This is a genomic window from Enterobacter sp. WCHEn045836 (genome assembly GCF_003965585.1).
GTDB classification, from domain to species: domain Bacteria; phylum Pseudomonadota; class Gammaproteobacteria; order Enterobacterales; family Enterobacteriaceae; genus Enterobacter; species Enterobacter dissolvens.
Genome location: NZ_RXPT01000003.1, coordinates 1 through 22,804 on the forward strand (window position 1 = coordinate 1; position 22,804 = coordinate 22,804).

Sequence of the window (22,804 nt, forward strand, 5' to 3'; positions counted from 1 at the left end):
TGCTACTCTGTAACGGCATGACTTGTGAACGTGCCAGGGCGGCTCAGTCGCCACCGCCCTGGCGACCCGGGCTCCCGGCGGTAAATCGCCGCTTCGCGGTGCCTTCGGCTTATTCCTTCCGGCTTATCGGGGACGGGCGGATGTAACGTCCCTGCAAAGCCGCCCTCTCGGCGCATCCATGCGCCTCGCCCCGGCCTGCAGGAAACGCCTCAGCGATTTACAGCCGGACCAGGGCGTCGCTGTAAGTCATTTATTTTCCTGAAACAACATTCATCGCTTTCGGTAAAAAATTACTGGGGATCCTTCAGCCCTGTGGGAGAGGGCCGGGGTGAGGGCAACAGCCGCCCCAAACCAGACCACACCTGCCTTCACGCCCGGTGGCGCTGCGCTTACCGGGCCTACAAAACACTGCTTCATCTTTATCGTGACACCCCTCCCAAATCTTCTACGATCCACAGGATCTTTGTTTTGTAATCGATTACTTTTTTGTTTGAACTGTTTTGTAATCGATTACTTTTGAGGGTGGGGCTTATCATGGTGTCAACAACTGAAAGTAGTGGAAAGGCGATAGCACCGCACCGGCTGCTGGTGCCGCGTCTGTCGCTGATGATGTTTCTGCAGTTTTTTATCTGGGGAAGCTGGTCGGTCACGCTGGGTCTGGTGATGACCCAGCACAACATGTCGTTGCTGATTGGCGATGCGTTCTCTGCCGGGCCCATCGCCTCTATTCTGTCGCCGTTTGTGCTCGGGATGCTGGTGGATCGCTTCTTCGCTTCGCAAAAGGTAATGGCGGTGATGCATCTCGCCGGGGCGGCAATCCTCTGGTTTGTGCCGGGTGCGCTGATTGCTGAAAACGGTGCGTTGCTGATTGGCCTGCTGTTCGGCTATACGCTCTGCTACATGCCGACGCTGGCGCTGACCAACAATATCGCCTTTCACAGCCTGGCGAACGTGGATAAAACCTTCCCGGTGGTGCGCGTGTTCGGCACCATCGGCTGGATTGTGGCGGGCATTTTCATCGGCGTTACCGGCGTGGCGGCAAGTGTCACCATCTTCCAGGTGGCGGCAGTCAGCTCCGTGCTGCTGGCTCTCTACAGCCTGACGCTGCCGCACACGCCTGCTCCCGCAAAAGGGCTGCCGGTGCAGGTGCGCGATCTCTTCTGCGCGGATGCCTTTGCGCTGCTGAAAACCCGCCATTTCTTCGTCTTTTCCGTCTGCGCGATGCTGATCTCCGTCCCGCTTGGCACCTACTACGCCTACACCGCCTCGTATCTGGCGGATGCGGGTATTGCGGATGTCAGCACCGCCATGTCGTTCGGGCAGATGTCTGAGATCTTCTTCATGTTGGTCATTCCGCTGCTGTTCCGCCGCCTGGGCGTGAAAATCATGCTGCTGATCGGCATGCTGGCGTGGTTTGTGCGTTATGCCCTGTTCGCGCTGGGCGTCAGCGAGGAGGGGCGCATCCTGCTCTATCTCGGCATTCTGCTGCACGGTGTCTGCTACGATTTCTTCTTTGTCGTCGGCTTTATCTATACCGACCGGGTAGCAGGCGAAAAGGTCAAAGGTCAGGCGCAGAGCATGATTGTGATGTTTACCTACGGTATCGGCATGCTGCTTGGCTCGCAGATTTCCGGCGCGCTCTATAACCGCCTGGTGGCCGGGCAGGCCGTTCCGCAGGCGTGGGTCACGTTCTGGTGGATCCCGGCGGTGGCTGCCGCGGCGATCGCGCTGATTTTCCTTCTCACGTTTAAGTATGACGATGACAAGGCGTAATGTTCTGGAGGTGGTATGAGAACGATTAAGGGACCGGGTATTTTTCTGTCGCAGTTTATTGGTGTGAATGCACCGTTCAACACGCTTAAAGGGCTGGCGGGCTGGGCGGCAGCGATGGGCTATAAGGCGGTGCAGATCCCCTGTAACCATCCGGCTATTTTTGATGTGCAGAAAGCGTCTGAAAGCCAGACCTATTGTGATGACATCACCGGCACGCTGGCGGAGCACGGGCTGGTGATCAGCGAGCTGTCGACCCATCTGGAAGGGCAGCTTGTGGCGGTGAACCCGGTGTACAGTGACGCGTTTGACCACTTCGCCCCTGTAGCCGTACGCGGCAATGAGGCCGCCCGGCAGGCGTGGGCTACAGAAAAACTGAAACAGGCCGCCGTGGCCTCGGCGAGATTAGGCCTGAAGGCGCATGCCACCTTCTCCGGCTCGCTGGCATGGCCGTTTTTCTACCCGTGGCCGCCGCACAATGAGCCGCGTTTTCAGGCGGCGTTCCAGGAACTGGCCACCCGCTGGCGGCCGATTCTGGACGCCTTTGACGAGCAGGGCGTGAACGTCTGTTTTGAGCTGCATCCGGGGGAAGATCTGCACGATGGAGTGACCTTTGAGCGTTTTCTGGCGCTTGTTGATAACCACCCGCGCTGCAACATTCTCTACGACCCAAGCCATATGCTGCTCCAGCAGATGGACTACCTGACCTTTATCGACATCTACCATGCGCGTATTAAAGCGTTTCATGTGAAGGATGCCGAGTTTCGTCCCAACGGGCGTAGCGGCGTGTACGGTGGCTACCAGCCGTGGCTCAACCGGGCCGGGCGGTTCCGCTCACTGGGGGACGGGCAGATCGACTTCAAAGGCATCTTCAGCAAGCTGACCCAGTATGATTTTGACGGCTGGGCGGTACTGGAGTGGGAGTGCTGCCTTAAGGACGGCGATACCGGTGCCCGCGAAGGCAGCGAGTTTATTCGCCGTCACATCATTCCGGTCTCCGGGCGCGCATTTGATGATTTTGCCGCAGGAGGCAACGATGATTAACGTCGGCATTATCGGCAGCGGGTTTATTGGCCCGGCGCATATCGAGGCGCTTCGGCGTCTCGGGTTTGTGCAGGTGGTGGCGCTCTGCGACGGTACGTTTGCCAGGGCGCAGGAAAAAGCGCGTCAGCTTAACGTGCCGCACGCCTTCGACAGCGTGGAGGCGTTGCTTGCACATCCGGATTTACACGTGGTGCACAACTGCACGCCAAACCATCTGCACGCGGAGATTAACCGCCAGATCCTGCGCGCGGGTAAGCACGTATTCTCCGAAAAACCGCTGTGCATGACGCCGGACGAGGCGCGTGAGCTGGTGGCGCTGGCGGAGCAGGCGGGTGTGGTACACGGCGTCAGCTTTGTCTATCGCCAGTTTGCCATGGTGCGCCAGGCGGCAAGCATGATGAACGCGGGCAGCATCGGGCGGCTGTTCGCCTCGCACGGCAGCTATCTGCAGGACTGGATGCTGCTGGAAACGGACTACAACTGGCGGGTGGATGCGGCGCTCGGTGGCGCATCGCGCGCGGTGGCGGATATCGGCTCACACTGGTGCGACACGGTGCAGTTTGTCACCGGGCGGCGCATCACCGAGGTGATGGCCGATTTATCCATCGTCTGGCCGACGCGCAAGGCAAATGTGGCAGGCAATCACACTTTCACTCACGATGAACACGCGCAGTATGAAGAAAAACCGGTCACCACCGAAGATTTTGGCTCAGTGCTGTTCCGCTTTGACGACGGCAGCAAAGGCTGCTTTAGCGTTTCACAGGTGAGCGCCGGGCGCAAAAATCGCCTGACCTTTGAAATCAACGGCAGCGAGCGGTCTGTTGCATGGGATCAGGAGGTGCCGCAACAGCTGTGGATCGGCCATCGCGCGCAGGCCAGTCAGACGCTGAGTGATGACCCGACGCTGATGAACCGCGATGTGGCCGACAGCGCCCACTTCCCCGGTGGGCATATCGAAGGCTGGCCCGATGCGTTTAAGAACATGATGGCGCAGTTTTACCGTGCCGTGCAGGCCGGCGTGATGCCTGAGCGGCCCGAGTTTGCGACGTTCCACGACGGGGCGAATGTGATGTATATCATTGATGCCATTGTGAAAAGCTATCAGCAGCAGCGCTGGGTTCGTGTGCAAGCGTAACGCGTTGTCCGGTTCGCCGGGCAACGAATTTATGGTAGCCTGCATAAAACGTTAACCGCAGGAAGTGCCGTCGCTATGTCAATTCAGAAAATCGCTCAGCTTGCCGGGGTGTCCGTGGCAACGGTCTCGCGCGTGCTTAACAACAGCGATACCGTGAAGGCGAAAAACCGCGAGCGCGTCCTGCAGGCCATTAAAGAGAGCAACTACCAGCCCAATTTGCTGGCGCGTCAGCTGCGCACCGCGCGCAGCTATATGATCCTGGTGATGGTCTCGAATATCGCCAACCCGTTCTGTGCGGAAGTGGTGAAGGGCATTGAAGAGGAAGCTGAGAAGAACGGCTACCGCATTCTGCTGTGTAACTCCGGATCGGATATCGAACGCTCCCGCTCGGGGTTAAGCCTGCTGTCGGGCAAAATCGTCGACGGCATTATCACCATGGATGCCTTCTCAAAACTGCCTGAACTCGCCGGGCTGATCGGCTCCGCGCCGTGGGTGCAGTGCGCTGAATACGCCGACGCCGGAACGGTTTCCTGCGTGGGCATCAATGATGTGGACGCGTCACAGCATGCCATCAGCCAGCTTGCCAACGGCGGACGCAAACGTATCGCGATGATCAATCACGATCTCAGCTACAAATATGCTCGCCTGCGCGAACGCGGTTATAAGAGCGTGATTCACCTGCGGGATCTGGATTATCAGGCGGTGGAGTACGCCCGCGATCTCAGCTCCAGCGCGGGCATGGCGGCGATGCAAAATCTGCTGAAGGACAACCCGCCGGACGCGGTATTTGCGGTGTCCGATACCCTTGCGGCAGGGGCGCTGCGGGCCATACAGCAGGCGGGGCTGCGCGTGCCGGAGGATATCGCGGTGGTGGGGTTTGACGGTACGGAGCTGGCAGAGATGATCTCGCTGACCACCATTGAACAGCCTTCGCGGGATATCGGGCGCAAGGCGGTCGATCTGCTGTTGAATAAGATCGACAACCCGGATGCGCCCACGGAAAGAATCATGCTGGACTGGCGCTTTATTTCCCGCGCCAGTACCTGATTATTGTGTAATAACGCCCGCCAGGGAGCGAATATCGTTCCCGGTGGGGGACTGATGAATACGCAGACCAAATTCATCCACCACGGCAAAAATATGGTCGAAGATGTCAGCCTGAATCTCTTCATATTCTGCCCAGACCACCGTGTTGGTGAAGGCATATATTTCAATCGGCAGACCATTTGCGTCAGGCGCCAGCTGGCGCACCATCAGCGTCATATCTTTGCGAATCCGCGGGTGGTTACGCAGATATTCATTCAGGTAGGCGCGAAAGGTGCCGATATTGGTCATCTTGCGCAGGTTTAATACCGATTCGCCTTCACCGTTTTGCTGATTCCACAGGTTAATCTCCTCATGACGTGCGGCCAGATAAGGCTTCAGCAGCTTCGCCTGAATCAGCTTCTGCTGCTCATGCTCGTCCAGGAAGTGAATGCTGGTGGTATCAATATTCAGGCTGCGCTTAATGCGTCGCCCGCCGGAGGCAGACATGCCGCTCCAGTTGATAAAGGCGTCGGAGACCAGCGCCCACGTCGGAATGGTGGTGATGGTGTTGTCGAAGTTGCGAACTTTAACCGTGGTGAGACCAATGTCCGTCACCGTGCCGTTGGCGCCGTATTTCGGCATCTCCAGCCAGTCGCCGAGCTTCAGCATGTCGTTGGCGGAGAGCTGAATGCCCGCCACCAGTCCGAGTATCGGGTCTTTAAACACCAGCATTAATACCGCTGCCATGGCCCCCAGGCCGCTGATCAGAATGGCGGGTGACTGGCCGATCAGCAGGGAGATAATTAAAATCCCCACCAGAATAGCGCTCACCAGCTTGATACCCTGGAAGATCCCCTTCAGCGGCAACTGCGAGGCGGTCGCCATTTTCTGTGACAGATTAAAAATCACGTCCAGCAGCGAGAAGAAAGAGAGCAGGGCATACACCATCACCCACAGCTTCGCGCAGGTGGTGAGCATTTCCGCTGCTTCGCTACCTTTTTGCAGCCACAGTACCGCCTGAACGTTGACGATTATCCCCTGAAGGGTAAACGCCAGACGGTGAAATAACTTGTTCTGCGTAATGATCTGCAACCATAAATGGCTGCTGGCCTGCGCGCGTTTCTCGAACGCGCGAAGCACCACTTTGTGCAGAATAAAATGAACAATGATGGCGGTAAGAAAAATAATACCAAAGATAATCACTAACGAAGTGGTGTGATTAATTTCAATCCCTAACTCTTCAACCTGAGCAATTAATTCCTGCATAACGTCTCCTGTATTGATGCAGCCCCATAATGGCGGCTGCGGATCTATTATGCAAATTCGCGGCTTATTTAGTGGCGTGGCAGGTTTTCACCACCGGAAGGCACAGACGATGGCGCATACGTAACGTTGCCAGCCCCAGCACGATCATCATGCCGGTTTCCACGGCGAGGAAGACGTTAATCGCCTGGGTGTAATCGCCGTGGTGGTTTTGCAGTGCGTGCAGCAGGATCGCACCAAAAATCGCCGGGCCAAGCCCCAGGGCGGCCTGCTGCAGCGTACTTAAAATCGCGCTGGCCGCCCCGGCATCGTCAGGCTGAATGTCGCGCATCCCGATGCGGTAGAAGCTGTTGACGATCAGCGCCTGCCCATAGCCGACCAGCCCGGTTGCCGGTGCCAGGGTCAGCGCCGTGTTGTGCATGCCCCAGAGGCGGAACGTGGCAATCAGCGCCAGCAGGCCGATAATCTGGATGGCCAGCCCGGTCAGCAGGATCGTACTGCTGCTGTAGCGGGCAATCAGACGCGGGGCAAACCATGCCGAAATAAAATAGGTTACCCCCAGGGCGATAAAACTGTTTCCTGACTGCCACGGCGCCATTCCGAGACCGGTTTGCATGGTCAGCGCCATACAGAACATAAACCCGGACCAGACGCTGAAAAAGAGCAGCGCAATCAGTACGCCAAAGCGGATGCTGCGAAGCTGCATCAGACGCGGCGGGATCAGCGGATGGGCATCCTCACGCTCCTTTTTACGGGCATTTAAGACCATCAGATACCCCAGCGGGATAAACGCCATCAGTGCGGCTTTCAGCGGCCAGGACCAGTGCCACTGGGGGCCGAGGGCCATCGGGAACAGCAGGCAGCAGAGAATGGCTGCCAGCAGAACGGTGCCCGCCCAGTCAATGCGCGACGGCGTTTCGCGACGGGTTTCCGGCACATAGCGACGGCTCAACGCCAGGACCACCAGACAGACAGGCACGTTGATAAAGAAGGCGTTACGCCAGCCCAGCCCGGCGATATCAGCCGACACCAGCCAGCCGCCGCCCATCTGCCCGACGATAAACGCAATGCCGCCGATACCGCCAAACAGGCTGATCGCTTTGGCGTGAGCCGTACCTTTGAGCGTCACGTGCAGGGTGGCGAGAATTTGCGGCACGATCAGCGCCGCGCCTGCGCCCTGAATGATGCGCGCGGCAAGCAGCTGCTCAATGGTTCCCGCCATTCCGCACAGTAGCGACGCCAGGCCAAAACTTGCCACGCCCCACATAAACAGACGACGGCGCCCGAGGTTATCCCCGAGCTTGCTGCCAAGGGCAAGGCAGACGGCGAAGGCCACGCCATAGAGCGCGACAATCAGCTCCAGTTCGGTGGCGGTGGCATGCAAGGAGTGGGTGATAGCGTCCAGCGCCACGTTGGTGATCGAGGTATCAATCAGCGGCAGCATCTGGCCGGTTAACAGCAATATCAGGCCTGCGCGACCCGGTGAAACAACTGACGTATTCATGGTAACTCCATTGCGTCATTCAACAGATGGTCGTAGCATCAACGATCTGATAAACGGGTACCAGTTCTTGCTTATACTGGTACTGGCACTACCATGCAGGGGGAGTTATGGCGCTGATGTCTGAACCTGTTGTCTCACTCAAGGACGACACGCGAAAACAGCTGGGGGCATTTTTACGCGCCCGGCGTGAGAGCCTTGATCCACAGCGTCTTGGATTGCCGCGCAGCGGCCGCCGCCGCACGCCGGGGCTGCGCCGTGAAGAGGTGGCTTTGCTGGCTGACGTGGGCGTGACCTGGTACACGTGGCTGGAGCAGGGCAGAGATGTTAATCCCTCCAGCACCGTGATGGCGGCAGTGGCAAAAGCGCTGCAATGTACCCCAACCGAGACGCGCCATCTTTTTGTGCTGGCCGGATTGCCGCCGGGCGAAGCGCCACAGGCGACGGGTTGCGAGGGGATCAGCGAGGGCACGCGTCGCCTGCTTGATACCCTCATGCCGAAACCCGCCAGCATCCAGAAACCCAACTTCGATATCGTGGCGTGGAACGACAGTTTCGGGCACTTAATGGGCGTCGATTTCAATACGATCCCGCCGGAAGATCGCAACTGTATTTATCTTTTCCTCACCCATCCCGCATGGCGTGCGCGGCTTGGCAAGCTTGACGACGTCCTGCCGATCTTTGTCTCCTATTTCCGCGCGGCGATGGCCGAACACCGGGGCGATCCGCTGTGGGAAGCGAAACTGGCGCGTTTCTTTGCCGTGTCTGAGGAATTTAAAACCCTGTGGCATCAGCGCAACGAGGTACGCGGAGTGGAGAACCAGCTCAAGCTGTTTACCCATCCTGAGCTGGGCGAGTTTACCCTGCAGCAGATGTACTGGTACTCTGCGCCGCGTAATGGATCGCGGCTGCTGGTCTATCTGCCGGTGGATGACGCGGGGGAGAGGGCGATGGAATGGCTGGCGGAGCAGGCAAAATGAAGGTGACCCGAAAACAGGAGCGGCTTTTGCGCCGCGCGCTCAACGAGTGGCAGCAGGAAGGCACATTAAGCGCTGACGAGCATCAGCGTCTGGCGGGCACCTTGACACGCGTCACCATGGACTGGCAGCGGCTCAGCCGCTATGCCTTCTGGACGGCGCTGGCCTGCGTGATCATCGCTATCGGCAGCCTGTTCTCCGACAGTGAACTGATGGTGCGCATTATTGAATTCTTCTCTTTCTCCTCCTTCGCCCGCATCGGGCTGCCTGCGCTGGTTGCCGTGCTGTTTTATCTGTGGGGCTTCAGCCGACAGCGGCGGGAAACCCAGTGGCACTACAGCACTGAAGCCATGCTTTTCCTCGGCGTGTTGTTTACGGCTATCGCGCTCTGGCAACTCGGGGAGCGGCTGGATAACGACAGCGGCCATATCGCACCGCTCTTCCTGGCGGGGTGTGCGGTTTACGGGCTGGTGGGCTTCTTTGGTCGCTCCGGCCTGGTGTGGCTGTTTTTCCTGCTCTCACTCGGTAACTGGTTTGGTGCGGAGACGGGCTATATGTCCGGCTGGGGCGCCTACTGGCTGGGAATGAACTACCCGGTACGCTTTATCTTCTTCGGCGGTGCGCTGCTGGCACTGTGCTGGCTGCTGCGCGGAAGGCTGCAGGCGCGCCATCTCTACACGACCAGCAAAGCGATGGGGCTCACGTATCTGTTTGTCGCCCTGTGGATCATGTCGATTTTCGGCAACTACGATATCGATAACTGGTACGGCGTTACGCAGGCTTCGCTGCTGCCGTGGGCGCTGCTGTTCGCCGTGGCGGCGGTGCTCTGCATTTACATCGGCCTTAAAACCGACGACGGCATGCTGCGCGGTTTTGGCCTGACCTTCCTCGCCATTAACCTCTACACCCGCTATTTCGAATACTTCTGGGACGGCATGAACAAAGTGGTGTTCTTCCTGCTCCTCGCGGCGTCGCTGGCGGTGATTGGGCGCTATGCAGAACGAATCTGGCACGCCGGGAACCCGGCCAGGTAAGTTTTTTGCGAGAAGAATTCAGGGAATCGACGTGGACTCGGTTGATCCTGGCACAAACGTGTAAGGTAAATCACGAAAGGCGAAATTAGCCTTTAATGCAAATTGCTTTATATGTTAATATTGTCAGGGATGAATAACCATGTTCAGACTTATCGTTCATCATGCGGTTCGGGAGGAGATCCTCGCATTGCCTGCGGTGGTACAGGCGAAGTTGATTCGCCAGCTAGATAAATTGCGTACTCATCCAACGGCATTGAGGGAGCCTGATAGCAAGCCGTTGCCACATGGCTTGTTTGAAATAAGAACAGTTGGGCTGCTCCATAGTCGGGGAATTTATGTCTACCAACGGGAGAAGACCATTTTTCTGTTGCGGGTCTTTATTAAGAAGACGCAAAAAACCCCCTCCGCTGAAATCCGTCTGGCACTGAAGAGACAACAGGAGATGTTGGATGAGCAAGAAGATTATTAACTGGGACGAATTAAGAGCAGAGTTATTAAGTGATTCAGAGGTACAAGCCTCTTTTGATGCGGAAGAGCGTAAAGCGCGTCTGCGTGACATGCTGGCGCAATGGCGAAGCCAGGCCGGGCTGACGCGTGCGCAGGTGGCAGAGAGGATGGGGGTTAGCGCGCCAACGGTTTCCCGAATGGAAGCAAATATCACACGTGCCAGTCTGGATACCTTAACGCGTTATGCGCTGGTGTGTGGAGTAAAGCATCCGCAGATTACGCTTTATTGATAGCTGGCACGCCGGGATCCAGCGTGCCAGTACTGATTAGCACTCAGTCACAATTGTGCTTAGCGGCAGGCGAGACTTCGGCAGCGTGGCGTTGAAATCTTCCACACTGTGATGCCCAACCGGCACCACCACCAGGCTGGTGAAACCTTTCTCTTTCAGGCCGAACTCGTCGTCGAGGATTGCGGCGTCGAAGCCTTCAATCGGTACCGCATCCAGGCCCAGCGCAGCCACGCCCAGCAGGAAGTTACCCACGTTCAGATAAACCTGTTTCGCCATCCACTGGTCGTCATCTTTCAAATCCACACGGTGCATGTCAGCGAAGTAGGTACGACCTTTATGGTTGGCCGCTTTGGCTTCTGGCGTGTTGAAACGGCCATCGGCCTCTTCCTGATCCACGACGCGTTCCAGCCAGGCATCGTCCATCGCGGTTTTTGCGCAGAACACCACCACGTGAGAAGCGTCCAGCATTTTGCGCTCGTTGAAGACGTAAGTGCCTGCGGCAGATTTCGCCACGCGAGCTTTACCTTCCTCGGTGCTGGCGACAATAAAGTGCCATGGCTGGGAGTTGGTGCTGGATGGGCTGTATTGCAGCAGGGTTTTGATTTTTTCCGCTTCGTCTGCGGTCAGTTTTTTAGCGGGGTCGAACGCCTTGGTGGAGTGGCGTTTCAGGGCGACAGAAATAATATCCATAACAACTCCTGGTAATGAAATTCGCCCGCATGCGGGCGCGAAAGGAGAGCAGATTACAGCGAGACGCAGAAAAAGATAAGTGCGATTCGAGCGCTTATTCTGTTCGTCTCAGACGAACAATCAAACCGGCCTGATCCACTTCTGGTCTTTTTTCGGCAGCTTATCCACCACCAGATTCCAGGAATCGTTGATGAGATCGGTCACCAGCTCTGGCGTGACGTCGTCGGTACCGTAGAGGGAAATCCAGTGTTTTTTGTTCAGATGATAGCCCGGTTCAACCCCGCGATAAATTTGTTGGTTTAACAGCGATTTTTCCGGGTCTGATTTCAGGCTGACGTGGGGCCGTCCATGTACGGTGGCCATCAGCATAAAAATTTTTCCGCCCACCTTAAACACATCGTATTCGGGCCCAAACGGCCAGCAATGTTCGGTGAAAGGCAACTCCAGCGCCACGCGTTTGGCGTGCTCCTGCAGGGATTTACTGTCCATCGCTCTCTTCCTGGGCAAGCCCGCGCCACATAACCTCAAACCCGAGCGCTTTGAAATCAACGGCGCGGGAAGGATCGCGGGTGGCAAATTCCATTGTGGATTCGGCAAGCGATAAGAAAAGCGCATCGCCAAAGGTTTTAAATTCATCAGACATAAACACCTGGCGTATCGAACGGCGGCAGAGCTCATGGAGTTCCGGAAACATCTCCTTCACCGCCTGTTCCGTTTCGACGCTCAGCTTTTCACTCACGCCGATCTGACGGATAGCCGCATGCGCAACAGGGTTACGAATACCCCAGTCCACATAGCTGTTCCAGATATTGCGGGTATGTTCTTTTGGCAGCGTAATGGTGCGATCGAGGTTCGCCAGCATGGTCTGGCAGAGATCCTGCTTCAGATGCAGATAGAGGGCATTCAGCAGATCGTCTTTGGTAGCAAAGTAGCGGAACAGGGTGCCTTCGGCGACGCCCGCCTTACGGGCAATTAAGGCCGTTGAGGCGGCAATACCTGACTGCGCAAATGCCGCGGTTGCGGCGTCCAGTAAGGCCTGTTTTTTATCTTCACTCTTCGGACGTGCCACTAAATTTATCCTCCTGTCACTTGTAAAAACCCTGATTGAAACACGTGCTTTGACCCGCTGCAACGCGGAATGTCAAAGATCGAAAACGTCTTGACGACTTTATCATCATATCTATAATGAGTGCTTACTCACTCATAATCAAGTTTACCCCGCGCAAACCATCGGATGAGGCGCGTTTTCGGGTCAGGATATGAAAAAACCTCTCTTCATCTGCGTGGTGTTAATCATGATTATTGCTTCAGCTGCGAGTTTTCCGTCTGTTCTGAACGCCGGTTTTGGCCAGCCACCGCAGGGTGCGCAGCTTACGGAAGTAGAGGCCTCGCCACAGTATCGCGACGGGAAGTTCCACAATACGTTGCCTACGCCGGGCTATAACGGCGACAAAAATATGCTGGTGGCGATGTGGGAGTTTCTGACCCAGAAGACCGAAAACGCCCGTCCTGCACAGCCGCTGCCGCTGGTGAAAACCGATCTCGCGAGCCTGCCGCTGGAGCAGGAGACGCTGGTGTGGCTCGGTCACTCCTCCTGGTATATGCAGCTGGCGGGTAAACGTATTCTGATCGACCCCGTTCTCGGGAATTACGCGGCGCCGTTTTCATTCCTCAATAAAGCCTTCGCCGGGGAGTATCCCTGGCAGGCGAGCAGCATGCCGGAGATCGACCTGCTGATCATCTCGCACGATCACTACGATCACCTGGATCACGCCACCATCACGGCGCTGCTACCGAAGGTGAAACGCGTGGTTACCCCACTTGGCGTGGGATCGCACCTGCGTTACTGGGGAATGAAGCCGGAGATTATTGAAGAGCGCGACTGGAACCAGTCGGTACGTATCAGCGAGGCGCTGACGGTACATGTCCTGCCGGCGCGTCATTTTTCCGGACGCGGCATAAAGCGCAATCAAACGCTGTGGGGCAGTTTTATGTTCGTTACGCCCGGGCAGAAGATTTACTACAGCGGCGATTCGGGTTACGGGCCGCATTTTAAGGCTATCGGTGAGCAGTTTGGCGAGGTGGACCTGGCCATTATGGAAAACGGTCAGTATGACCAGGACTGGAAGTATATCCACATGCTGCCGGAAGAGACGGCGCAGGCCTCAGTGGATCTGAACGCGAAAGCCGTGGTGCCTGGGCATAACGGACGTTTCGTGCTGGCGAAACACACCTGGAACGATCCGCTGATCCAACTGGCAAAAGCCAGCAAGGACAAAAATTATCGGCTGCTGACACCCGCGCTGGGCGAGCCTGTCCGGGTGAGTGACACCACACAAACATTTCGTGAGTGGTGGGAATAATGATCAATCAAGAAGCTGAAGGGGAGAGCAGTATGACCATTTCCGCTCAAGTTATCGACACCATCGTCGAGTGGATCGACGATAACCTGCACCAGCCATTACGTATTGAAGAGATTGCCCGTCACGCGGGTTACTCGAAATGGCATCTGCAGCGGTTGTTTATGCAATACAAAGGGGAGAGTCTGGGGCGCTACATCCGTGAACGCAAGCTGCTGCTGGCGGCACGGGACCTGCGTGAATCAGATGCGCGGGTGTATGACATTTGCCTGCGTTACGGGTTTGACTCGCAGCAGACGTTTACCCGCATCTTCACCCGCACGTTCAACCAGCCGCCTGGGGCGTATCGCAAAGAGAACCACAGTCGGGCGCATTAAGCCGTTTTGCCCGGTGGCTTCACCTGCCGGGCCTCCATCACCTGCTTACGACGCCAGTGAAAACCAGCGGCGCCAGACGAAACGCAGCACGAAGAATTCGATCGCCCCAAGCAGTAAAAACCACACGCAGAACAGAATAGTGTAGAGCTGGTTCAGATCCACCATGTGGAAGGTTTGAACCAGCTTCTGCGCCAGCAACAGCCCCAGCGAGGGTGCCGGTAACAGCAGGCACGAAAGCAGGGCCAGCAATAAAATGCCGCCCGCCGTGAGCAGCGATTCTAACGGGTGTTTCATCGTAATGTTAATCGTCAGTTAAAAATGTCATTGTCGGGCATCGCGAAACGTAAAGCAATATAAACCCGACAATACACATTCACCAAAATAATCACCGCTGATCATCTTCTTATTCTCAGAATAAAAACAATCCCCCACGCGCGATTAAATGAATATCGCGTTATGTCAATTAATGTCTGCGTTATGAAAATAATTTTACAAACGTATAGGTGCTATATCCAATTAACGTTGCAATAACAATGGCAGCGATAATGTATAACGCCAGGCGGCGTCCGCGATAAATACCAAACATGGATCCTCCTCGTTTAGAGTTGGTTTAGAAATATTTTGTAAAAATTGGGTCATCGAAATAGTTTTAAGCAGTTTTGAATAACCGAGACGTCATTATATTGCGGTAGATCAATTTTACCCGCAAGACTTTAAAATGAATTTATTTACGCCCGAAAGGAATTCAGGCTTCTGTTCACCGGATATTAAAGGAAAAATACGATGACCGAAAAAAAATTGTCCCCAAATGTGCCACCTTCCGGCGGGCTGGCATACCAGCAGACCGTAGAGCAGGTGCTTGCGCACGCGCAGAGCCAGGCCAGTGGTCTGGACCGTGCAGAGGCACAGGCGCGTTTGCAAAAACAGGGCCCGAATGCGCTGCCGGAGAAAAAAGGTAAACCCGCCTGGCTGCGTTTTTTAGCCCATTTTAACGATGTCCTGATTTATGTCCTGCTGGCCGCGGCCGTATTAACGGCAATAATGGGCCACTGGGTCGATACGCTGGTTATTTTGGGCGTGGCGGTGATCAATGCGTTAATTGGTCATATTCAGGAAAGCAACGCGGAAAAATCGTTGAAGAGTATTCGTAATATGCTCTCCAGCGAGGCGCGCGTTATTCGCAATGGCAACCATGAAACAATACCCACAACTGAAATAGTTCCGGGCGATATTATTGTTTTACGTGCGGGGGATCGTATTCCCGCAGATATGCGCTTAATCGAAGCGCATAATTTACGCGTGGAAGAGGCGATTCTCACCGGCGAATCCACGGTGGTAGATAAACACACCAACCCGCTGAACGGTGAACTGCCGCTGGGCGATCGCACTAATCTGGTCTTCTCAGGCACCACCGTAAGCGCGGGTGGGGGGATTGGCGTGGTGATTGCCACCGGGCAGGAGACCGAGCTTGGCCACATCAACCAGATGATGGACGGGATTGAAAAACACCGCACGCCGCTGCTGGTACAGATGGACAAGCTGGGCAAGGCTATCTTCGCCATTATTCTGGCGATGATGGCGGCGCTGTTTATCTTCAGCCTGGTGTTCCGCGAGATCCCAATGGGCGAGCTGCTGCTCTCGCTGATTAGCCTGGCGGTGGCGTCCGTACCGGAAGGTCTGCCGGCGATTATCTCCATTATCCTCTCTCTGGGTGTGCAGGCGATGGCGCGCAAGCGGGCGATTATCCGCAAGTTGCCAACGGTTGAAACTCTGGGGGCGATGACCGTGGTCTGCTCGGATAAAACCGGTACCCTGACCATGAACGAAATGACGGTGAAGGCCATCATCACCGCTGACGCCTGCTACCGCGTGGACGGCAACAGCTACGAGCCGGTGGGTAACATCTACCTGGAAGGCAGCGACGAGCCGATGCAGATCCAGCCGGACACCGTGCTCGAGCAGTACCTGCGCACCATCGACCTGTGCAACGACAGCCAGCTGATTCAGGACGAGCGCGGCCTGTGGGGCATCACCGGTGGGCCGACCGAAGGCGCGCTGAAGGTGCTGGCGGCGAAAGCCCACCTCGCGCCGGTGATGACCACGCTGATTAACAAAATCCCGTTCGACTCGCAGTACAAGTACATGAGCACCCACTACCAGATTGGCAGTGAGGAGCAGATCCTGATCACCGGCGCGCCGGATGTGATTTTCGCCCTCTGCGCACAGCAGCAGACCCGCAACGGTGCGCAGGCGTTTGACCGTGCGTACTGGGAAAGCGAGATGGAGCGCTATGCGCGCCAGGGGCTGCGTATGGTGGCCGCGGCGTTCAAACCGGCAAACGGTGAGCAGGCGCTGACGCATGACGATCTCAGCCACGGTCTGATCTTCCTCGGTATCGCCGGGATGATGGATCCACCGCGCCCGGAAGCCATTGACGCCATTAACGCCTGCCAGCAGGCAGGGATCCGCGTGAAGATGATCACTGGCGATCACCCGCAGACGGCGATGAGCATTGGTCAGATGCTGGGGATCACCAACAGCGAGCAGGCGGTGACCGGCTACAAGCTGGAGAAGATGGACGACGCCGAGCTGGCGGACGCGGCGGTGAAGTATGACATCTTCGCCCGTACCAGCCCGGAGCATAAGCTTCGTCTGGTGAAAGCCCTGCAGGATAAAGGTGAAATTGTCGGCATGACCGGTGACGGCGTGAACGATGCCCCGGCGCTGCGTCAGGCGGACGTGGGTATTGCGATGGGCATCAAAGGCACGGAAGTGACCAAAGAGGCGGCGGACATGGTCCTGACGGACGATAACTTCGCCACCATTGCCAGCGCGGTAAAAGAGGGGCGTCGCGTTTACGACAACCTGAAGAAAACCATTCTGTTCATCATGCCAACTAACCTGGCGCAGGGGCTGCTGATTGTGATTGCGCTGCTGGCGGGGAATATCATTCCGCTGACGCCGGTACTGATTCTGTGGATGAACATGGCGACCTCCGCCACGCTCTCCTTCGGCCTGGCGTTTGAAGCCGCCGAGCGCAACATCATGCGCCGTCCGCCGCGTCAGACCGGGCAGCATGTGATGGACGCGTATGCCGTGTGGCGCGTGGCCTTTGTGGGCACCATGATTGCCATCGCCGCTTTTGCGCTGGAAGCCTTGCTTGCCCCGCGCGGTCACAGCGCGGAGTTCATTCGCACCGTGCTGCTGCAGATGCTGGTCTGCGCCCAGTGGGTGTACATGATTAACTGCCGCAACACCGAAGGGTTCTCCCTGAACCGCGGCCTGCTGGCAAACAAAGGGATCTGGCTGGTGACCGGCGTACTGTTCCTGCTCCAGGTGGCGATTATCTATCTGCCGTTTATGCAGATGCTGTTCGGCACCGAAGCACTGCCGCTGCGCTACTGGTTCGTGACGCTGGCGGTGGCAATCGGGATGTTCTTTATCGTCGAAATCGAGAAGCGACTCACCCGCAGGTTCCGTAAGGCTGCATAACGAAAACCTTACCCCTCACCCTGCCCTCTCCCCAAAGGGGAGAGGGTTAGGGTGAGGGGAAAATACTGAGGTACTCCCATGAAATTCCCACTCCTGTTCGCGCTCCTCGCCTGCACCCTGCAACCCGCATTCGCTGCCGCCATTCCTGTTCGCGTCGCCGCCGTGGAGCAGACCGCCCACGCCGCCGAGCGTCAGATCCCGGGCCGCATCGAAGCGATTCACACCGTTGAGCTGCGCGCCCGCACGGAAGGCGTGATTACCAAAATCCACTTCCGCGACGGGCAGTACGTGAAAAAGGGAGACGTGCTGTTTGAGCTCGATGACGCCGAGCCGCGCGCCGCCCTGCGCCTGGCACAGGCCGAGGTGAGAAGCGCCGAAGCCACGCTGCGTCAGGCGCAGCAGCAGCTCTCGCGCTTTGAAAGCCTGGGTAGCAGTAACGCCATCAGCCGTCACGACGTGGATAACGCCCGCATGCAGCGGGACGTCGCCAGCGCCGCGCTGGAGCAGGCGAAAGCCCGTCTCGACACCCGCAGCGTCACCCTGAACTATACCCGCATCGCCTCGCCGATTGACGGTCGCGTGGGGCACAGCCAGTTCCACGTTGGCAGCCTGGTCAACCCTGCCAGCGGCGTGCTGGTGGAAGTCGTGCAGCTCGATCCCATCCGCATCGCCTTTGCGCTGGAAGAGGGGGCATTTGCCACCAAAGCCGGACAGCATGCGGATATCAGCGCCATGAAGCAGGCCTGGCAGGCGTTAATTGACAGCAACGGCCAGCGCATCCCAGGTGAACTGACATCCGTGGATAACCGCATCGACCCGCGTACCGCCAGCGTGATGCTGCGCGCCGAGTTTGCCAACCCGCGCCATCAACTCCTGCCCGGCGGCAACGTGAACGTGACCCTGCGCCCGGCAACCGAGCAGCCCGTGCTGACCCTTCCCGCCGCGGCGGTCCAGCAGAACGGCGACGGCTTTTTTGCCTGGGTGGTTAACGCCGACGGCAAAGCCGACATGCGCCCGCTGACGATCGCCGGGCAGATCGGCCAGCAGTTCCAGATTACCTCCGGCGTGAAGCCCGGTGAGCGAGCGATTACTGACGGTGCGCAGCGCGTGCAGCCAGGCGCTGCCGTCCAGATACTGAATTAAGGAGCCATCATGCTGACGTTTTTCATCAAACGCCCGCGCTTTGCGATGGTGATTGCGCTGGTCATTACCCTGTTGGGGGCTATCGCGCTGAAGCTGATCCCGGTGGAGCAGTACCCGCAGATTACGCCACCGGTAGTTAATGTCAGTGCGTCATGGCCGGGGGCCAGCGCGGCTGACGTGGCGGAGGCCATCGCCACACCGCTGGAGACCCAGCTTAACGGCGTGGATCACATGCTGTATATGGAGTCCACCAGCTCTGATGAAGGCACCTACAGCCTGAACATCACGTTTGCTGCCGGAACCGACCCGGATCTGGCCGCCATCGACGTGCAAAACCGCGTGTCGCAGGCTGTGGCACAATTGCCGACCGAGGCGCAGCAAAACGGCGTGCAGGTACGCAAGCGGGCCACCAACCTGATGATGGGGGTAAGTCTTTACTCACCGAATAACACCCACACGCCACTGTTCGTCAGCAATTACGCCAGCACCCAGGTGCGCGAGGCGCTGTCTCGCCTGCCGGGCGTCGGGCAGGTGCAGATGTTTGGCGCGCGTGACTACAGCATGCGTATCTGGCTGCGTCCCGACCGCATGAACGCGCTCAACGTCACCACCGACGACGTGGCGCAGGCGCTGCGCGAGCAGAACGTGCAGGGCGCGGCAGGCCAGGTCGGTACGCCGCCGGTGTTTAACGGCCAGCAGCAGACCCTGACCATCAACGGGCTGGGGCGCTTAAACCAGGCCGAAGACTTTGCCAACATCATCATCCGCGCGGGCGAGATGGGGCAACTGGTGCGCCTGCAGGACGTTGCCACCATCGAGCTTGGCTCGCGCAGTTACAGTTCCGGCGCGCAGCTGAACGGGCAGGACTCCGCCTACCTCGGTATCTATCCGACCCCGTCCGCCAACGCCCTGCGCGTGGCCGACGCGGTGCGCGCAGAGCTTGAACGTCTCTCGACGCGCTTCCCGGACGACCTGGTGTATGAGGTGAAATTCGACACCACTACCTTTGTCGCCGCGACGATCAAAGAGATCGGCGTCTCGCTGGCGCTGACCCTGCTGGCGGTAGTGGTGGTCGTTTCCCTGTTCCTGCAGAGCTGGCGCGCCACGCTGATTGTCGCCCTTGCCATTCCGGTATCGCTGGTGGGCACCTTTGCGGTGCTCTACACGCTTGGCTACTCCGCCAACACGCTCAGCCTGTTCGCCATTATTCTGGCGCTGACCATGGTGGTGGATGATGCCATCGTCGTCGTGGAAAGCGTCGAAACGCTGATGGCGGAAGGGCAGAGCCGGACGGCGGCGACCGCGCTGGCGCTGCGCCAGATTGCCGGGCCGGTGATCGCGACGACGCTGGTGCTGCTGGCGGTATTCGTGCCGGTGGCCTTGCTGCCGGGGATTGTCGGCGAGCTGTACCGCCAGTTTGCGGTCACGCTCTCCACCGCCGTAACGCTTTCAAGCCTGGTGGCGTTAACCCTGACCCCCGCGCTCTGCGCGCTGCTGCTGCGCCCGCGTCCGGCGCGTCCGGCGGCTGTGTATCGCGTTTTCAATCGTGGGCTGGATACTGCGCGCAATGGTTATACCCGCATCGTCAATTTCTTCAACCTTCGCCCGTGGCTGGCGCTGCTGGCCACCGCAGGCGCGGCAGCGGTGGTGGTGTTCAGCTTTACGTCGATGCCAAAAGCCTTCCTGCCGCAGGAAGATCAGGGCTACTTCTTCGCCAGCGTTCAGTTGCCGGAAGCGGCTTCGCTTGAGCGTACCGAAGCCGTCATGACCACTGCACGTGAACTGATCGCCAAAAACCCGGCAGTAGAGGATGTGATTCAGGTTTCCGGGTTTAATATTCTCAACGGCACCAGCGCCTCCAATGGCGGGTTTATCTCCATCATGCTGAAGGACTGGAGCGAGCGTCCGCCGCTGGATGAAGTGATGGGTACCCTTCAGCGCCAGCTGCTGGCGCTGCCGGAAGCAACCATCATGACCTTCGCCCCGCCGACGCTGCCGGGGCTGGGCAATGCTTCCGGTTTCGACCTGCGTATTCAGGCGCAGGCGGGGCAGAGCCCGGCGGAGCTGGAGCGCATCACCCGCGAGGTGCTGGTGAAAGCCAACCAGCATCCGCAGTTGAGCCGCGTATTCACCACCTGGAGCAGCAACGTGCCGCAGCTGACGCTGACCGTTGACCGCGAGCGCGCGGCACGTCTCGACGTACCGGTGTCGCGCATCTTCAGTAGCCTGCAGACCGCTTTTGGCGGCACGCGCGCCGGCGATTTCAGCGTCAACAACCGCGTCTACCACGTGGTGATGCAAAACGAGATGCAGTGGCGCGAGCGCGCCGGGCAAATCAGCGAGCTGTTCGTGCGCAGCAACAACGGCGAGCGGGTGCGCCTGAGTAATCTCGTGACCATCACGCCCACCGTCGGCGCACCGTTCCTGCAGCAGTACAATCAGTTCCCGTCGGTGTCGGTGAGCGGTTCAGCGGCGGAAGGGGTCAGCAGCAGCTCCGCGATGGCGGCGATGAGCCAGCTTCTGGCGGAAAACCTGCCAGCGGGTTATGACTATGCCTGGAGCGGCATGTCATATCAGGAGCAGCAGACCGGCAATCAGGCGATCTGGATCGTGCTGGCGGCGGTGGTGATGGCGTGGCTGTTCCTCGTTGCCCAGTACGAGAGCTGGACGTTACCGGCGAGCGTGATGCTCTCGGTGCTGTTCGCCATCGGCGGGGCACTGGTCTGGCTGTGGACAGCCAGCTACGCCAACGACGTGTATGTGCAGATTGGCCTGGTGTTGCTGATAGCCCTTGCTGCCAAGAACGCCATTCTTATCGTCGAGTTTGCCCGCGCGCGGCGCATGGAAGGGATGGCGATTGTTGATGCTGCTCGCGAGGGGGCATCACGCCGCTTTCGTGCGGTGATGATGACGGCGGTATCGTTCATCATTGGCGTCCTGCCGATGATGCTGGCGACCGGGGCGGGTGCCCAAAGCCGTCGCATCATCGGGACTACGGTATTCAGCGGTATGCTGGTGGCGACCGTGGTGGGGATCCTGTTCATCCCCGCGCTCTTCGTGCTGTTCCAGCGCCTGCGCGAATGGGGGCACGGCCTTACGGACTCGTCGCCCACAGCTCGCAGTGCTTCTGAACCAGAGAAATAAGTGAGCCGCCGTCGGCGATAAAGTCCCGCATCCGCTGCGCCTCGCTCTTGCCCTGCTTTAACAGCAGGGCAAGTTCCTTGATCGCGCTGGTCGCGCCGAGCTTCTCGGCGGATGGCGCAACCTGCTCCAGCAGCCAGGCAATATCCTCTGCGACCGTCTTGTGCTCGCCGGTATGCACGTCCGTCAGTATGCCCTCCAGCCCGTAGCGACACGCCTGAAAACGGTTAAAGCGATACAGCAGAAAATCCCTCTCCTGATGCTTATACGGCCGGGTGGTCAGCAACCAGTGGGATGTGGCCTGGATCAGCCCGGCGATATTGATCGCATGGCCAAGCGTCAGCGGCGTATCCATCACCCGCACCTCAACGGTGCCAAAATGTGGGCTGGGGCGAATGTCCCAGTGCAGATCTTTAATGCTGTCGATCATGCTGGTAGCGCTCAGGCGGCGAAACAGCCCCTCAAACTCCTGCCAGTTATTGACCCACGGCATCTGACCGTTATCCGGGAACCCGGAAAAAATGTTGAGTCGCGATGAGGCAAACTTCGTGTCCGTGCCCTGCATGTAGGGGGAGGCGGCGGCCAGGGCGATAAAATGCGGAACAAAGCGCGACAGGCCATGCAGCAGATAAATCGCGTCATCGCCGGTCCGGCACCCGACATGCACGTGCTGGCCAAAGACCGTTGCCTGTAGAATCAGATAGCCAAAGCGCTCCAGGGTAATGTTGTAGCGCTCGTCATCGCACACCTCCTGCCGCTGCCACTTCTGGAACGGATGCGTCCCACCGCCGCAGATCTGAATATGCTGCTCCGCCGCCGCCCGCAAAATGCTCTGCTGCATCATGGAGAATTGTGCCGCCGCCTGATCGATGTTCTGGCACACGCCGGTGGCAATCTCAAGCATGCTTTCGGTGATATCGTGTTTGACCTCACCGCCTTTGATGTCGTCTTTAACGGCGGCGATAAGCGCGGAGGAGTCCTGGCTCAGATCGTATCCCGGTGGGTTAACCACCTGCAGCTCGAGTTCGATGCCAAGGGTATAGGGTTCAGAGGATTTGAAATCGGGTAAAGGCATGGCGCACTCCGTTGTCTGTCGTGTGTTGAGTATAGACAA

The 22,804-nt window shown here is 58.0% G+C and carries 20 protein-coding genes; 13 read left to right on the top strand and 7 right to left on the bottom strand.

Annotated elements, in window-relative coordinates:
- The first annotated feature begins 534 nt into the window (after positions 1–534).
- The 4 genes from EKN38_RS04315 (at position 535) to EKN38_RS04330 (ending at position 4,996) form a co-directional block, all read left to right on the top strand.
- On the top strand, positions 535–1,773 hold the full coding sequence (locus EKN38_RS04315) for an MFS transporter (protein WP_014830958.1): 1,239 nt from the start codon (positions 535–537) through the stop codon (positions 1,771–1,773).
- Between the two features lie 15 nt (positions 1,774–1,788).
- Positions 1,789–2,814 carry a sugar phosphate isomerase/epimerase family protein gene (locus EKN38_RS04320; RefSeq protein ID WP_014830959.1) on the top strand — a complete coding sequence of 342 codons (1,026 nt, stop codon included), beginning with the start codon at positions 1,789–1,791 and terminating at the stop codon, positions 2,812–2,814.
- On the top strand, positions 2,807–3,949 hold the full coding sequence (locus EKN38_RS04325; protein ID WP_014830960.1) for a Gfo/Idh/MocA family protein: 1,143 nt from the start codon (positions 2,807–2,809) through the stop codon (positions 3,947–3,949). Before EKN38_RS04320 ends, EKN38_RS04325 begins: the two co-directional genes overlap by 8 nt.
- A gap of 75 nt (positions 3,950–4,024) precedes the next feature.
- Complete coding sequence (locus tag EKN38_RS04330; protein WP_014830961.1) at positions 4,025–4,996, top strand: LacI family DNA-binding transcriptional regulator; 972 nt, start codon at positions 4,025–4,027, stop codon at positions 4,994–4,996.
- Here EKN38_RS04330 and EKN38_RS04335 read toward each other — a convergent pair whose 3' ends face one another.
- Both EKN38_RS04335 and EKN38_RS04340 read right to left on the bottom strand, forming a co-directional pair.
- Complete coding sequence (locus EKN38_RS04335; RefSeq protein WP_014830962.1) at positions 4,997–6,241, bottom strand: mechanosensitive ion channel family protein; 1,245 nt, start codon at positions 6,239–6,241, stop codon at positions 4,997–4,999. It abuts the gene before it with no gap.
- A 64-nt stretch (positions 6,242–6,305) separates the two neighbouring features.
- Positions 6,306–7,742, bottom strand: a complete 1,437-nt coding sequence (locus EKN38_RS04340) for an MFS transporter (RefSeq protein WP_014830963.1) — start codon at positions 7,740–7,742, stop codon at positions 6,306–6,308.
- Positions 7,743–7,849: 107 nt separating this feature from the next.
- Between EKN38_RS04340 and EKN38_RS04345 the strand changes: the two genes are divergently transcribed.
- The 4 genes from EKN38_RS04345 to EKN38_RS04360 all read left to right on the top strand — a co-directional run bounded on the left by EKN38_RS04345 (position 7,850) and on the right by EKN38_RS04360 (position 10,487).
- Positions 7,850–8,719: a helix-turn-helix transcriptional regulator gene (locus tag EKN38_RS04345; RefSeq protein ID WP_126521761.1), complete on the top strand. Its 870-nt coding sequence runs from the start codon at positions 7,850–7,852 to the stop codon at positions 8,717–8,719.
- The gene (locus EKN38_RS04350) at positions 8,716–9,750 is read left to right on the top strand and encodes a hypothetical protein (RefSeq protein ID WP_014830965.1); all 1,035 of its coding nucleotides are present in this window, start codon (positions 8,716–8,718) and stop codon (positions 9,748–9,750) included. Before EKN38_RS04345 ends, EKN38_RS04350 begins: the two co-directional genes overlap by 4 nt.
- 139 nt (positions 9,751–9,889) lie before the next feature.
- Positions 9,890–10,219, top strand: coding sequence for a type II toxin-antitoxin system RelE/ParE family toxin (locus tag EKN38_RS04355; RefSeq protein WP_014830966.1), 330 nt, complete (start codon positions 9,890–9,892; stop codon positions 10,217–10,219).
- Entirely contained in the window at positions 10,200–10,487 is a 288-nt protein-coding gene (locus EKN38_RS04360) for a helix-turn-helix domain-containing protein (protein ID WP_014830967.1), read from the top strand. Before EKN38_RS04355 ends, EKN38_RS04360 begins: the two co-directional genes overlap by 20 nt.
- A 36-nt stretch (positions 10,488–10,523) precedes the next feature.
- On the opposite strand, the gene nfsB is transcribed toward EKN38_RS04360, so the two are convergent.
- From nfsB to EKN38_RS04375, 3 genes are all read right to left on the bottom strand, one after another.
- Positions 10,524–11,177, bottom strand: coding sequence for an oxygen-insensitive NAD(P)H nitroreductase (gene nfsB, locus EKN38_RS04365; protein ID WP_014830968.1), 654 nt, complete (start codon positions 11,175–11,177; stop codon positions 10,524–10,526).
- 120 nt (positions 11,178–11,297) lie between these two features.
- Positions 11,298–11,666: an MmcQ/YjbR family DNA-binding protein gene (locus EKN38_RS04370; protein WP_014830969.1), complete on the bottom strand. Its 369-nt coding sequence runs from the start codon at positions 11,664–11,666 to the stop codon at positions 11,298–11,300.
- On the bottom strand, positions 11,656–12,246 hold the full coding sequence (locus EKN38_RS04375; protein WP_014830970.1) for a TetR/AcrR family transcriptional regulator: 591 nt from the start codon (positions 12,244–12,246) through the stop codon (positions 11,656–11,658). Before EKN38_RS04375 ends, EKN38_RS04370 begins: the two co-directional genes overlap by 11 nt.
- Before the next feature lie 190 nt (positions 12,247–12,436).
- Here EKN38_RS04375 and EKN38_RS04380 point away from each other — a divergent pair, with 190 nt between their 5' ends.
- Both EKN38_RS04380 and EKN38_RS04385 read left to right on the top strand, forming a co-directional pair.
- Entirely contained in the window at positions 12,437–13,540 is a 1,104-nt protein-coding gene (locus EKN38_RS04380) for an MBL fold metallo-hydrolase (protein ID WP_014830971.1), read from the top strand.
- 32 nt (positions 13,541–13,572) lie between these two features.
- Positions 13,573–13,914 (top strand): RamA family antibiotic efflux transcriptional regulator, encoded by a 342-nt coding sequence (locus EKN38_RS04385; RefSeq protein ID WP_014830972.1) that lies wholly within the window; start codon positions 13,573–13,575, stop codon positions 13,912–13,914.
- Positions 13,915–13,959: 45 nt separating this feature from the next.
- Here EKN38_RS04385 and EKN38_RS04390 read toward each other — a convergent pair whose 3' ends face one another.
- Complete coding sequence (locus EKN38_RS04390; RefSeq protein ID WP_014830973.1) at positions 13,960–14,208, bottom strand: DUF1158 domain-containing protein; 249 nt, start codon at positions 14,206–14,208, stop codon at positions 13,960–13,962.
- A gap of 489 nt (positions 14,209–14,697) precedes the next feature.
- Between EKN38_RS04390 and EKN38_RS04395 the strand changes: the two genes are divergently transcribed.
- From EKN38_RS04395 to EKN38_RS04405, 3 genes are all read left to right on the top strand, one after another.
- Positions 14,698–17,406: a cation-transporting P-type ATPase gene (locus tag EKN38_RS04395; protein ID WP_126521763.1), complete on the top strand. Its 2,709-nt coding sequence runs from the start codon at positions 14,698–14,700 to the stop codon at positions 17,404–17,406.
- A 78-nt stretch (positions 17,407–17,484) separates the two neighbouring features.
- Positions 17,485–18,549, top strand: a complete 1,065-nt coding sequence (locus EKN38_RS04400; protein ID WP_014830977.1) for an efflux RND transporter periplasmic adaptor subunit — start codon at positions 17,485–17,487, stop codon at positions 18,547–18,549.
- Positions 18,550–18,558: 9 nt separating this feature from the next.
- Positions 18,559–21,693 carry an efflux RND transporter permease subunit gene (locus tag EKN38_RS04405; RefSeq protein ID WP_014830978.1) on the top strand — a complete coding sequence of 1,045 codons (3,135 nt, stop codon included), beginning with the start codon at positions 18,559–18,561 and terminating at the stop codon, positions 21,691–21,693.
- Here EKN38_RS04405 and EKN38_RS04410 read toward each other — a convergent pair.
- Complete coding sequence (locus tag EKN38_RS04410; protein WP_014830979.1) at positions 21,644–22,765, bottom strand: YbdK family carboxylate-amine ligase; 1,122 nt, start codon at positions 22,763–22,765, stop codon at positions 21,644–21,646. The genes EKN38_RS04405 and EKN38_RS04410 overlap by 50 nt on opposite strands.
- Positions 22,766–22,804: the final 39 nt, after the last annotated feature.

Bases quoted from the DNA above. Each gene is read 5' to 3' on its own strand.
- EKN38_RS04315 (WP_014830958.1), top strand. From the start codon at position 535: ATGGTGTCAACAACTGAAAGTAGTGGAAAGGCGATAGCACCGCACCGG.
- EKN38_RS04320 (WP_014830959.1), top strand. From the start codon at position 1,789: ATGAGAACGATTAAGGGACCGGGTATTTTTCTGTCGCAGTTTATTGGT.
- EKN38_RS04325 (WP_014830960.1), top strand. From the start codon at position 2,807: ATGATTAACGTCGGCATTATCGGCAGCGGGTTTATTGGCCCGGCGCAT.
- EKN38_RS04330 (WP_014830961.1), top strand. From the start codon at position 4,025: ATGTCAATTCAGAAAATCGCTCAGCTTGCCGGGGTGTCCGTGGCAACG.
- EKN38_RS04335 (WP_014830962.1), bottom strand. From the start codon at position 6,241: ATGCAGGAATTAATTGCTCAGGTTGAAGAGTTAGGGATTGAAATTAAT.
- EKN38_RS04340 (WP_014830963.1), bottom strand. From the start codon at position 7,742: ATGAATACGTCAGTTGTTTCACCGGGTCGCGCAGGCCTGATATTGCTG.
- EKN38_RS04345 (WP_126521761.1), top strand. From the start codon at position 7,850: ATGGCGCTGATGTCTGAACCTGTTGTCTCACTCAAGGACGACACGCGA.
- EKN38_RS04350 (WP_014830965.1), top strand. From the start codon at position 8,716: ATGAAGGTGACCCGAAAACAGGAGCGGCTTTTGCGCCGCGCGCTCAAC.
- EKN38_RS04355 (WP_014830966.1), top strand. From the start codon at position 9,890: ATGTTCAGACTTATCGTTCATCATGCGGTTCGGGAGGAGATCCTCGCA.
- EKN38_RS04360 (WP_014830967.1), top strand. From the start codon at position 10,200: ATGAGCAAGAAGATTATTAACTGGGACGAATTAAGAGCAGAGTTATTA.
- nfsB (WP_014830968.1), bottom strand. From the start codon at position 11,177: ATGGATATTATTTCTGTCGCCCTGAAACGCCACTCCACCAAGGCGTTC.
- EKN38_RS04370 (WP_014830969.1), bottom strand. From the start codon at position 11,666: ATGGACAGTAAATCCCTGCAGGAGCACGCCAAACGCGTGGCGCTGGAG.
- EKN38_RS04380 (WP_014830971.1), top strand. From the start codon at position 12,437: ATGAAAAAACCTCTCTTCATCTGCGTGGTGTTAATCATGATTATTGCT.
- EKN38_RS04385 (WP_014830972.1), top strand. From the start codon at position 13,573: ATGACCATTTCCGCTCAAGTTATCGACACCATCGTCGAGTGGATCGAC.
- EKN38_RS04390 (WP_014830973.1), bottom strand. From the start codon at position 14,208: ATGAAACACCCGTTAGAATCGCTGCTCACGGCGGGCGGCATTTTATTG.
- EKN38_RS04395 (WP_126521763.1), top strand. From the start codon at position 14,698: ATGACCGAAAAAAAATTGTCCCCAAATGTGCCACCTTCCGGCGGGCTG.
- EKN38_RS04400 (WP_014830977.1), top strand. From the start codon at position 17,485: ATGAAATTCCCACTCCTGTTCGCGCTCCTCGCCTGCACCCTGCAACCC.
- EKN38_RS04405 (WP_014830978.1), top strand. From the start codon at position 18,559: ATGCTGACGTTTTTCATCAAACGCCCGCGCTTTGCGATGGTGATTGCG.
- EKN38_RS04410 (WP_014830979.1), bottom strand. From the start codon at position 22,765: ATGCCTTTACCCGATTTCAAATCCTCTGAACCCTATACCCTTGGCATC.